13 protein-coding genes and 2 pseudogenes are annotated in these 11,625 nt (G+C 41.7%); 4 read left to right on the top strand and 11 right to left on the bottom strand.

The window, feature by feature from the left end; translation table 11 throughout:
- Positions 1-399: 399 nt before the first annotated feature.
- The 6 genes and pseudogenes from BV375_RS27495 to BV375_RS27465 all read right to left on the bottom strand — a co-directional run bounded on the left by BV375_RS27495 (position 400) and on the right by BV375_RS27465 (position 4,282).
- Positions 400-861 carry a ferredoxin gene (locus BV375_RS27495; protein WP_086766393.1) on the bottom strand — a complete coding sequence of 154 codons (462 nt, stop codon included), beginning with the start codon at positions 859-861 and terminating at the stop codon, positions 400-402.
- Positions 861-1,247, bottom strand: a complete 387-nt coding sequence (locus BV375_RS27490) for a DUF1257 domain-containing protein (RefSeq protein ID WP_086766391.1) — start codon at positions 1,245-1,247, stop codon at positions 861-863. The genes BV375_RS27495 and BV375_RS27490 overlap by 1 nt, the downstream gene beginning before the upstream one ends.
- 39 nt (positions 1,248-1,286) lie before the next feature.
- On the bottom strand, positions 1,287-1,496 hold the full coding sequence (locus BV375_RS27485; RefSeq protein ID WP_086766389.1) for a DUF2997 domain-containing protein: 210 nt from the start codon (positions 1,494-1,496) through the stop codon (positions 1,287-1,289).
- A gap of 582 nt (positions 1,497-2,078) precedes the next feature.
- Positions 2,079-2,627, bottom strand: coding sequence for a GGDEF domain-containing protein (locus BV375_RS27475; protein ID WP_086766385.1), 549 nt, complete (start codon positions 2,625-2,627; stop codon positions 2,079-2,081).
- A 303-nt stretch (positions 2,628-2,930) separates the two neighbouring features.
- Positions 2,931-3,608 (bottom strand): annotated as a pseudogene (locus BV375_RS27470) (NADPH-dependent F420 reductase); the annotation flags it as partial.
- Positions 3,566-4,282 (bottom strand): type 1 glutamine amidotransferase domain-containing protein, encoded by a 717-nt coding sequence (locus BV375_RS27465; protein WP_086766381.1) that lies wholly within the window; start codon positions 4,280-4,282, stop codon positions 3,566-3,568. The gene BV375_RS27465 and the pseudogene BV375_RS27470, both read right to left, overlap by 43 nt.
- A gap of 90 nt (positions 4,283-4,372) precedes the next feature.
- Between BV375_RS27465 and BV375_RS27460 the strand changes: the two genes are divergently transcribed.
- Positions 4,373-5,296: a LysR family transcriptional regulator gene (locus tag BV375_RS27460; RefSeq protein ID WP_086766379.1), complete on the top strand. Its 924-nt coding sequence runs from the start codon at positions 4,373-4,375 to the stop codon at positions 5,294-5,296.
- Between the two features lie 23 nt (positions 5,297-5,319).
- Here the strand turns inward: BV375_RS27460 and BV375_RS27455 are convergent, their stop codons facing one another.
- From BV375_RS27455 to BV375_RS27440, 4 genes are all read right to left on the bottom strand, one after another.
- Positions 5,320-5,787: a GNAT family N-acetyltransferase gene (locus BV375_RS27455; protein WP_086766377.1), complete on the bottom strand. Its 468-nt coding sequence runs from the start codon at positions 5,785-5,787 to the stop codon at positions 5,320-5,322.
- A 70-nt stretch (positions 5,788-5,857) separates the two neighbouring features.
- Complete coding sequence (locus BV375_RS27450) at positions 5,858-6,112, bottom strand: hypothetical protein (RefSeq protein WP_166507541.1); 255 nt, start codon at positions 6,110-6,112, stop codon at positions 5,858-5,860.
- Between the two features lie 193 nt (positions 6,113-6,305).
- Positions 6,306-6,779, bottom strand: a complete 474-nt coding sequence (locus BV375_RS27445; RefSeq protein WP_086766373.1) for a TspO/MBR family protein — start codon at positions 6,777-6,779, stop codon at positions 6,306-6,308.
- A 247-nt stretch (positions 6,780-7,026) separates the two neighbouring features.
- Positions 7,027-8,310 carry an ankyrin repeat domain-containing protein gene (locus BV375_RS27440; protein WP_086766371.1) on the bottom strand — a complete coding sequence of 428 codons (1,284 nt, stop codon included), beginning with the start codon at positions 8,308-8,310 and terminating at the stop codon, positions 7,027-7,029.
- Between the two features lie 345 nt (positions 8,311-8,655).
- Between BV375_RS27440 and BV375_RS27435 the strand changes: the two genes are divergently transcribed.
- Positions 8,656-9,126, top strand: a complete 471-nt coding sequence (locus tag BV375_RS27435; RefSeq protein WP_086766369.1) for a DUF4079 domain-containing protein — start codon at positions 8,656-8,658, stop codon at positions 9,124-9,126.
- Positions 9,127-9,181: 55 nt separating this feature from the next.
- Here BV375_RS27435 and BV375_RS27430 read toward each other — a convergent pair whose 3' ends face one another.
- Positions 9,182-9,862, bottom strand: a complete 681-nt coding sequence (locus BV375_RS27430) for a DUF1997 domain-containing protein (protein ID WP_086766368.1) — start codon at positions 9,860-9,862, stop codon at positions 9,182-9,184.
- Between the two features lie 181 nt (positions 9,863-10,043).
- Here BV375_RS27430 and BV375_RS27425 point away from each other — a divergent pair, with 181 nt between their 5' ends.
- Together BV375_RS27425 and BV375_RS27420 are read left to right on the top strand one after the other, a co-directional pair.
- Positions 10,044-10,703 (top strand): SDR family oxidoreductase, encoded by a 660-nt coding sequence (locus BV375_RS27425; RefSeq protein ID WP_086766366.1) that lies wholly within the window; start codon positions 10,044-10,046, stop codon positions 10,701-10,703.
- A gap of 170 nt (positions 10,704-10,873) precedes the next feature.
- Positions 10,874-11,542: pseudogene (locus BV375_RS27420) on the top strand (glycoside hydrolase family protein); the annotation flags it as partial.
- Positions 11,543-11,625: the final 83 nt, after the last annotated feature.

Genomic DNA, 11,625 nt, shown 5'->3' with positions numbered 1-11,625 from the left:
GGATTTTATTCTTGACGCTTTATTTGTATCAGGCTTTTCGTGAATTGGTATTAGCACCTAGGATAGACGAGGCAAAAGTAGAAAAATTGCTTTCACAGTACGAGCATCTCAAATAAGTGCTGATGCATTACGCAAGATAGTTACTACAATTAATTTCTCAAACAGCTTTTAGGCAAGGATTCTATCATCAAAAATCTTCAATATCTCAATATAATCCTACAAAACAAAACAGGCTGGTAAAACCAGCCCTTAATTTCTTGATTGCATTTGATATCTTAAAAAAGAAGAATTCTTTATTCAGAAACTAGAATTCATAATTGAATTCTGTGCGGAATAAACGGTTTGAAGTCCACAAATAATCGATGCTGAATTCCAAATTCTGCATTTTGAACTCTTAATTTAATAACGGGATTTTTTGCTTTTTAATTTTTGCTTTTTACGTCGCCGTTCTGTAGAAGCAACAGCATGTTCCACTGGATAACCTACAACAGGAATTACCTGATATTTGCGTTCATCTTCTAACTTTTTCAGTTCGGTGTAATCAACCCAGTGAATGCAATCAACTGGACAAGTGTCTATTGCTTCTTGAATGACCTCTTCTGCGTCTCCATCTTGACGAACTACACGCGATCGCCCATAATCTGGTTCAATGTAAAAAGTATTACGGGCGACATGAGCACAGTGCTTACAACCAATACAGGTGATTTCGTCAACATAAACACCTTTTTGACGTAGCACCCCACCTAATTCCGGTTCTAAACCAGACCGTTCTGGGGCATCCCGTAAAAAACCGCCTAATTCTGGTTCTAAACCCGAACGATTGTCTTCTTGTTCTTCCGGTGACCGCAGAAAATCAGCCATTACGCACTCCAGCGTTGTACTACCAGACGAATTGATCCATCTTCTTGTTGTTTTTGTTCAGCAACTTGAAAGCCAACACGAGTAGTTTCTTTCACAACTGTTTGATAAGCATAGCGCTGAGTCACTTGACGCAAAAATCCATCTACAGAAAGATTTTGCTGCCAATATTGCAAGTCAGCCACCAATTCATATTCTTGGCCATTCCATCTAAAGCCGATATCATAGCCGTTTTCTTGCTCAATCGAAATTTCGGCGGGATGGGTTTGACCTCGATAGCCACGTACCTTACGCGGACCCGGTTTCCAGTCTATACCCAATTCAGTTAAAGCTTCTTTTAAAGATTCGAGGTTACGGATTTGAGTTTTAATTTGGCTAAAATGTGACATGGTGGTTGTGAATTAACGACACTAAACTATTTTGAACAATTACCAATCACTCAAAGAGGTTTGCGTAATCGCCACACCGGATTGCTGCACCATAGTGGCAAAGAATTCAGAGGTTGGCTCATGAGTAAGTACTAGTCCCAGCTGCGCTTCTATTGCTGCTGTGACCTCAGCACAAGAAGCACCCACAATGCCAGTGACTTTCTCTTGTACCCGACCATCTGGATAAATTATGAACTCTAATGTCTCCATACTCTTGGCCAACCACGATAGTACGCTTGAAATTTATTGCCTCAACAGATGGCTAAAAATATAGCCGTTGGAACATGCACTTAGATACAAACTTGCCATTTGTTAACTAATGTTCCATCTCTCAAAATATATATCTCAGAATGTTTACAAAAATTATTAATCTTACTAGTCTACACATCAATCATTAGTTAGTCTCTCTTAACCTAATAGATTAGTCAAGGTCAGAATTGAGCTAGCAAGAGAAGTGAGAAAAGCCCTAAACATAAGCGGTAGCAGTAGTATAGCTAGCTATAAGAGTTACAAAACTATAAAATTTATTGAAAATATTTATCATTATTATGATGTTTGTGCCAACTGTCTCTGGGGTTATTCAGTAATGCAACTACTGACTCACAACTCCAGATTCAAACAAAACTTTGATAAAGCTGATAATAGCTTGATGAATTGGGAAGCCAGCCATAATCCCAATTCAAAATTCAAAATTCAAAATTAGGAAAGCCAGATTTCAAAAGGGCTTCTGAGTTTGGCTCTATGGCTGAGGGTATGAGATCGCACTAATGCTCAACTCAACAAAGTAGATGTCTAATAATTGTTTTCAAACTCTGCCAAAGCCAGTACACTTCCATGCAAATGCTTACCATCCCGCCACATTGCTTTCTCTGCTGCTTGATATAAAGCGCCCAAATTCGTACCATGTGCTGGATAAAACGCAATTCCGCATGAAACTGTAAAAGAAGCTTGAATCTTCAGAAAACTTTTATCTGGCAATAAATAAAATCTCTCTACAGAGGGAACAGATGAAAACTCTTGTCTGATTTTGTTCCAAACCTCTCTAGCGATTGAGATAACTTCTGCCATTTGTTGCCTCCTCAGAAAAACCACAAACTCATCTCCACCCGACCGAAAAACCTTCGCATCTTCTGGAATTACTCGACAAATTACATTAGCAAGCTGTTTGAGTTTTTCATCAGCTTCTTGAAAACCATAATGATGGTTGAAGTAGCTCAATCCATCAACATCTAGCAAAAGCAACCCAAACTGCTCTTGCTCACTGGCTAAGTTTTCAAAGCACGTTGGTATCAAACGAGAGGAGGGTAATCCTGTTAAGAGGTCATTCTGAGGAGTTTCCATCACCAATACACTCTAAATACAGCTTGACTACGATGGATTTTAACTACTTCAGCCTCAAATGCCCAAACTGAGCAGTAAGTATGTATTTTAGAGTGCTATAGGACTCATATTTGATTTGTGAAAAAAAACTAAGTACACTTTTATTCCTTCTTCTCTTTTCCCCATTCCCTCCCTACCCAAATCATTTCAGAAATCAAACTAGATTCCTATACTACTTTTGAACAGTTTATTATCAACTAGTAGATAGACGTTTACCTATTAACTGGGGCGATCTAACAGCTTAAATTGAGAGTGGCGATCGCATTATCTTTGTAGCATCGCCCAAACAAATCCGGCACTACGCCCCTGTACTCGCGCCATATTAATCCACAGTAAGGTCATATGTTCCAAATGCAGGCTCATCGCCAGATTACCTGTATCAATGGGTTCCCAACCAAGCTGACGACAAAGTTCGGCAACAATGTCTTTAGCATCGCGATCGCTTGCAGCAATCAGCATCGCTGGCTTTAAATCACCATACCCCGGATAGGTATTGTCTTCAAAGTTTTCAAAACCGTAGATGGTAAAAGCCTTAACTACGCGAGCATCCGGTACAAGCTGTTGTATAGTTTCACTGCCAGAAATTTTACTTTCCAGTGCGTGGGATAAATTTGCACCCACAGGATTAGTACAATCAACTAAAATTTTGCCATCCAATGCAGAGTTTAGATCGGCTAAAGCTGACTCAACTACATTAAATGGCGTAGCTAAAAAGACAATATCTGCTGAACTGACGGCTGCTATAGGAGACTGTACAACTAAGGTTGGATTACGTGCTAAAGCTTCTTTTACGGATTTTGATTGAGAATCACGGGCAGCGATCGCAACCTGATGACCTAATTTTTGCAAGCGATCGGCTAGCGCCCCACCAACATTACCGACACCAATAAAAGCAATATTCATAGAGTCACTCCTAAGGCTGACAAGACTAGTTTTGCGGTTGCGGAACCAGAATTTTGCTGCTGTCCAGTAATCAGATTGCGATCGCTTACTGCATGAGGAGAAAAGGCTTCTTTGGTGACAAAGTTAGCGCCCAACTTTTTCGCTTCGGTTTCAATCCGAAAAGGCATTACTTGCTGACCAACGACTCGATCCGCATAATCTTCTTCACTGTTAGCGAAACCCGTGAGCGTTTTACCCTCAATCAAATACTCTCCAGTTGGTAGCTTTGTTTCTAAGAGCAAACAAGTACCGTGGCAAAGCGCTGCTGTTGGTTTGCCTGTTTGATAGAAGTCAACAAACAATTGTGCCAGTGCTTTGTTTTGGCGAAATGTAAACATTGGAGATTGACCGCCACAAACAACGATTGCATCAAAATTTTCTATGTTGAGATCGGCGATCGCTGGTGTATTTTCCAACAGTTGCATAAACTCTGGTTGATTGATGTATTCCAACGAAAGAGTGTCATCCTGGGAATAACCAGAAGCATCTCGCGGATCGCTGAAGCTATCAAATTCTACCTTTCCGCCCTTGGGACTGGCGATAACAACATGGCAACCCGCTTTAGTAAAAGCGTCGTATGGATGAATTAATTCTGCTGCCCAAAAGCCAACAGGTACTCCTAAAGTTGTAGAAATCGAAGGATTGGCAACAATCGTTAAAATCTGCTTGCTCATACAGCCTGCTTTTAAGTTGGAAATTTCATGTATGTATAGACACTTTCATCGTCAAATACCTATGATGCATTTGTCCAATGGATAATTTGTATGAGTTTCATTCAGCAAATCAATCTTGCTAACATCGATCTCAACCTGCTGGTAGTTTTTGATGCGCTGATGAGTGAGCGACACGTCACTCGCGCCGGCGAAAGATTAGGATTGAGCCAACCAGCAACAAGCAATGCCTTAGCACGTCTGCGAAAGCTTACGAATGACGATTTATTTGTGAGAACAAATACCGGATTGCAACCTACTCCCCTAGCGATCGCCCTTGCTCAACAAATTCAACCAGCCTTACGACAGATTCAAACTGCTTTATCACGGGAGCAGAATTTCGACCCGACAACAAGCGATCACCTGTTTGCAATTGGGATGACAGACTACGTAGAATTCACCGTACTGCCAGGGTTATTAGAAAGATTAGAACGAGTCGCACCAAATATTAAAATTCAAATTCGCTCAGGCGATCGGCAACATCTACTCTCGCTGTTAGATGCTGGAGAAGTCGATTTAATCTGTGGATTATTTCCCGAACAAATAGCTTGGCACGAGGCACAGCTTATTTTTCAGGAAAGATATGTCTGCGTCTGTCGTCAAGATCATCCTTTGATAGGTGACACATTATCTTTAGAAGATTACATCGCGGCTGCTCATTTATTGGTATCAATTCAGGAAGATATGGTTGGTCGTGTAGACAAACTTTTAGCTGAGAAGAATTTAAGCCGACATATCGCCATTTCTATTCCGCACTTTTTAGTTGCGCCGTCTATTCTGGCGCGTACTAACCTAATTGCTACACTTGCCGAACGAGTAGCGCAAGCATTTGCAGACAGCCAAAATCTCAAAGTTCTTCCTTGTCCTCTACCAATGCAGGGCTTTTCCGTATTTATGCGCTGGCACAGAAGTACTCGCGATCGCGCTGCCCATACTTGGCTAAGAGGGATAATTGCAGAAGTGGCGATCGCAGTTTGAAATTTATTATCCCTTTACCGTCCCTACGGAGTCCACATCAAAAAACAGCGATTACCTTTCTGCTCGGTAATTTTCGCACCTAACCGATGGTAAAAACTCAACCCTCGAGTGTTGCGAACATCAGCATTCCAAGCAATATGAGTACAATCATTTTGCTTAGCGATTTCTGCAAGATGATTCATCAATGCTGCTCCGGCTCCTTGGCTTCTCATGTCATAATCTACGTATAAATCATCAAGCCAAATACTCGGTTGTCCTGCAAATGACGAGTACCTAAATCCATACAAAGCAAATCCAATTTCTTGTTCTGCAATCTCTGCAAACAAAACGTAAGAAAAAGGAATTGTGCCAAACAGCGTTTTGCGGATTTTTTCTTCAGATACTTGCAAAACACCAGAGAAAGCGCCTATATTGCGATCGAATTCCGCCTTCTTCTTGATAAACGAGAAAATCAGCGATACGTCATCAGGGGTAGCTGTTCTGACTCTCATCGATTAACTTTCACGCTGCTTGAGGATTATTCCTCTTAAAGTTTAACTTAATGGCGATCGCGCTACAGATTTATTGATTGTACTCAGGTTGAATAATTCTTCTCCAGTACCTGGCTCTTTGCTTCATCAGTGATGAGTCATTAACCGTCACTTCCAGGATTCCACAAATGAAAGCTTCTTCTCCAAACTGCTGATAGTCATCAATTAACAGTATGTGCTTTGGAGTAAATTTACCATTTTGAAGTACTTTCCTATTGTCTTCAAAACGGTATTCAAGATTTTCACTATAGCCTATAAATCTACGTCTATTAATTTTATTAGTCATTATGTATACACCACTTGTCATGGCTAAATCTTATATTCCTTTAAAATATTAAATGTCGTCATTATAAGCGATGTAAAATATTTATCTCAACCGTAATAATCGGGATAACAGACCTTAGATCCCCGACTTCTTTGAGAAGTCGGGGATCTGGACACCGTAAATTTTCACAACTCATACACCGATTGCTATATTACTAAGCATCTTCAGGGTTGAGGTGTCTTAACTCATCAGTAGTGTATGTCCCGATAGGACTCCAAACTAGATAAGGAACAAGTAATAGCGCCGCCACCCAAGAAATTGGTAAAACGCAAATTGCCAAAACCACACTTAAAATTAGACCGGCTAGCCCAAGCCTTTCCCCTACTTCCAGACTACGTAACCTCAACATTAGAGGTATGTAAGCTACGGTAATAATTTCTAATAACAGGTACAAACCCATTAACAGCCAGGTAATTGCACCACCTGGATTTTTTTGCCAGACGATATTAGCTGAAGCTGCACCGCAAACAAAAATCACAGTCCAAATTAGGGGTATTAATGGCTCAAAAATTAGCCATTGGGGACGACTTAAAAGTGCAAACCATTTGACATCACGGGGAGTGATGAAGAAACTACCAAGTGCGATGAAAAATGTGATAACCCCAATTACTATCCAAGATTCAACCATGCTGCTCACCTCTGCCTGTACATTTTGACAAGCTATACATTGCAAGTTTGGCAATTGCAGGCAGAGGTTAAATCAGTCGTGGGTGGGAATCTTCACATCTATATTTAGAGAGGATTAATCATCTGATTTAAAAGATACGTAGACGCGGAGCGGCTTGTCGTAGACATCGCTTTTAATTATCCCAAATTGGAATAAGAAGTATTCTCGGAGCAGCTTTGCGATCAAAGCTTTTAATCCAAAATTGGTATCACTCTTGTGCCCCAGCTTTTTGCAGACTCCGCACTATATTTCTATATCCATTAAATTCGGCAATCATCAAAGCAGTATAACCGCCGCGATTTTTTAAATTTATATCTGCCCCAGCTTCGAGTAATGCTTGTACTGACTCATGGAATCCTCCTGAGACAGCCCACATCAAAGCGGTTGCTCCTGCTGAGTCTTGAAAATTCACATCTGCTCCCTTAGCTATTAATAGCCGCAAAACGGCTGGGTGATTACGTTGTGCTGCTTTCAGCAAAGCCGTTTTTCCGTCTTCTGCTGGGATGTTAGGATCGGCACCGTAATTTAGCAATACTTTCACCGTCTGGCTATGTCCTTGGGATGCAGCTAGAGTCAAAGGTATCTCTCCAAGATTTTTGTCATGGATATCTCCTCCGCAACGCAGCAGTGCTTCAACAATTTGGCTATGTCCCTGCAAGGCTGCCAAAAGCATTGGTGTATCACCCAAGTGATTTTTAATTTGCACATTTGCGCCTCGCTTCAGTAAGGCTTGCACTATATCTAAGTAGCCTTCTACAGTAGCAAGGTGTAGAGCAGTTTCACCATCACTATCTTGGTGATTAATCTGGATGTCTCGATCCACTAAAGCCGCTACAATTTCACTGTTTCCTGCTGCGGCAGCGGCTGATAGTGCAGTGCCACCATCCTGATTTTCCACATTTACATCAACCCCAGCGGCTAGTAGAGTTTTCACAACCGCCAGATGTCCCAAGTCTACCGCTATCATTAACAGCGTCTCACCTTCTTCATCTTGGGTATTGACATCTGCACCATTTTGGATGAATGCTTGTACAACTGCCGCGTGTCCGTGCTTCACTGCCAGCTTTAAAGCTGTGTCATCATCTTTATCTGTGACGTTCACCTTGGCACCAGCAGCCAGTAAGACTTTGACAACATCCACATATCCTTTGAGTGCGGCTGCCATTAAAGCTGTGCTGCCATCTTCATTAGTGGCATTGACATCTGCGCCTCTAGATATTAAAAGCTTGACAATATCTAGCTGATTGGCACTAGCTGCCAGCATCAAAGCCGTCAAACGGTAACGTTTTCTAGGGAGATTAATATTTGCCCCAGCATCTAGGAGCGATCGCACAATTTCGGTATAGCCTAAATTAGCTGCAAACATTAACGCTGTAGTACCATCGCGATCGCATACGTCCACCTTAGCACCAGCAGCCAATAGTGCCCCCAGCCGCTTAATATCGCCGCTTTTAGCCGCTGCAAGCAGCAACATATCCTTGTTTTCAGTCATGGAGAGATTCCGCACAGGCGGTTTTTGTTGATCTAGCCTCAGAATTTAGTCTGAAATTGTTTATCCACTTTTGCAAGAGGTTTGAGTAAACAAATAGCAGAGTAGGGGAAGTTATTGAAGTAAGGACGCCTTGTGTGTCGTGCACTTTCCACGGACACAAATCTTTTTATACTAGTGCGGCTCGAAAACCACAACTAAACTTTTTTATTGATATATATTACATTCTGCCTTCTGCCTTCTGCCCTCTGCCTTTTTTGTCACATTCTCTTTCCATCCTTTGTCGCGAATACAGAGAATAGAGTTATGCTAATTTTTATGAAGATTTAATAATCGGGCGACTAGACTATGAATTTAGAACTTTCTCCATCAGTGAAGTATTGGCTGAACTTCTTTCACCCGCTAATCATGTGGCTATTATTTGTACTCTCAATTTATGCTGCCTATTTAGGGCTACAAGTACAGCGTACTAGAAATTCTCAGGGTGAAGAGAAAAAAGAATTGATTAAAGGTAGATACAACATTAGACATTACCAAATTGGATCTATACTCTTGGGTCTTATGGTAGCAGGTGCGATCGGCGGTATGGCTGTCACCTACATCAATAATGGAAAACTGTTTGTTGGTCCTCACCTGTTAGCAGGTCTTGGCATGACTAGCCTGATTGCCTTTTCTGCTGCCTTGTCTCCCTATATGCAAAAGGGAGCAAATTGGGCACGAATGACTCATATATTACTAAATTTCACGCTTTTAGGACTTTTTGCTTGGCAAGCGGTCACTGGTGTGCAAATTGTCCAAAGAATTCTTACGAATGCATAGTAATTAGTCAATGGTCATTAGTCATTAGACTATTGACTATTGACTTTTGTCCGTGTTACCGCTTTTTCTGAGCAGCAGCAGAAAAGGGTATTTCTAAAGATTGATGAAAATCTTCTTGCACTTTGCGAGTTAAGCGGCGAGAAACTTGACGGACGATTTGGTTAAGTAAGCGATCGCCTGTAGATTGAATTAAAGACTTGGGCAATCGCTGAATAAACCTTGGGAAGTGAAGTTCAACCATTAAATCCAATTCCCATTCGACTCGTGTCACTTCCGCAACATTACCAAGAACATTGGCTACATTTTCTACTAATTGTAGTGATGCCCGATAATCTACATCATAACCAGGTGAACGGTAATCAGGAATTGGGATGGTACGAATACGGTAGACGCCTTCCTCTGCTGGTAACAATTCCAAACCAATTTTCGGCTCAACTTCATAACCAAAAGAGCCAAAACGACCGATTATTAAAGCGTAGCCATTTTCTCCAAGTGGTTGCACCTTCATTGGTTCAGCGCAGCGCGAAAACCAGGAAGTGTGCGTATTAAGATACTCAGCAACCGTTGCCGCTGGCGCATACATTTCCATATAATCACTGTAGCGACCATAAAATTTGGTAGGCGTTGCTACAGATACCCCTGCAAGTACATCCTCAGCTTCTGTGAGGTTAGACGCCACAGGTAAAACTGTTTCTGTTATTTCTAAAGATTGATATTCGCCTTTTCTTGAAAGCATAAATGCGTTCCTGCATCCTTTGGCGTTGGTCTATTATATTAATCGTTCCCAGCTTACGCGGGCCATTTCGCACTCAAATCCCATTTTGACGGAATCCTCATGAAACTGTCATGCACTTCGTAGAATCACTACAATAAAGAACTGAACAATCACATATTAGTTTCCCAGGATAGCGTTTCTCATGAAAGCATTTGTAGCAGGGGCAACAGGTGAAACAGGTCGCCGGATTGTGCAAGAACTAATAGCACGCAACATTCCCGTCCGTGCTTTAGTCAGGGATACCGAGAAAGCTAGGGGGATTTTGCCTCCTGAGGCTGAGTTGGTTGTGGGCGATGTGTTAAATCCCCAAACCCTGACTGCTGCTTTAGGAGATAGTACAGTCCTATTGTGCGCCACTGGGGCAAAGCCAAGCTTTGACCCTACTGGACCCTATAAAGTAGATTTTGAAGGTACTAAAAATTTAGTAGATGCTGCTAAAGCAAAGGGAATTGAGCATTTTGTCTTTGTTTCTTCTTTGTGCACTTCCCAGTTGTTTCATCCACTAAACTTGTTCTGGCTAATTTTAGTTTGGAAAAAACAAGCTGAGGAGTATCTCCAAAAAAGCGGTCTGACTTATACAATTGTGCGACCAGGTGGGTTGAAGAATGAAGATAACCCCAACCCGATAGTGATGCAGGGTGCTGATACGTTGTTTGATGGTAGCATTCCTCGGCAAAAAGTAGCCCAGGTTTGTGTGGAAGCTCTATTTGAACCAGCAGCACGTAATAAAGTTATCGAGATTGTAGCTAAACCAGAGGCTATCTCTAAAAGCTTTGGTGAGTTATTTGCTAACGTTGTCTGATTAATATAGTGCTGAGTCTTGAGTTAGCATGGATGGGTTTAACCTGTCTCGACAAAATTCGAGTATTTGGAGAAAGTTGTGAGTTGTCAAGTTAACACAAGACTCAGTACTGCTGCGGTGAATATTGCCGAAATGATGGCATTGACTATTGTTGTTAGCTAAAAGAGCAAATATTAAGGAGTCAAACTCTGAAAGGCTTTAAATTTAAGGGCGTAGAAAAACTGATCGGACCGATAGCTGCGCTTCTCGGCTTCGTCTGCTTATTGCAGTGGTATATAAATGGAGAATTGCGATCGCCTGGCGATCCCGTCTTTGAAGCTAAACAGCCACCTTTGGTGATGAAAGGCGGCGATCCTTATGTCCGGGCTTTGATGCGTACCATCTCAGCCAGCGAAGCCAACAGCAAACGTCCCTATTCTCTGCTTTATGGTGGTCAGCAAGTCCGTGACCTCAGCCGTCATCCTGAGATATGTGTCACCATTGTTACTGGTCCTAACACTGGCAATTGCTCCACTGCTGCTGGTAGATATCAAATTATCAATACTACTTGGTATCAAATTGCGCCACGCTATCATCCAAAACCCATGCAAATCATGTTTTGGGCTGTTTATAGTTTTGAAGCAGAGTATCAGGATGTGGTAGTTTACCGTTGGTTGAGTGACTCGCAATTTTGGGGAATTGATATTTCTCAACTGCTCCATCAAGGTAAGTTAAATGATGTTTTGCGGCGTCTTTCTCCAACATGGACAAGCCTCGGCTATGGCATCGAAACCAATTCTGTTAGTAAATCTTTGCCTAAGATTTATCAGAAAATCTTGCAAGAAGAATTAAAAACAGCTAATCAATCACCTTCAGCAAATTTTCTGCCAACTCCAACACCAACCTTAACTCCCAGACCTGTGCAAATTTCTCCTGGACAGAA

This window comes from Nostoc sp. 106C, from assembly GCF_002154725.1.
Taxonomy (GTDB): Bacteria; Cyanobacteriota; Cyanobacteriia; order Cyanobacteriales; family Nostocaceae; genus Aulosira.
Note: the sequence above shows the minus strand (reverse complement) of the source record. Positions and strands in the feature narration are given on the sequence as shown.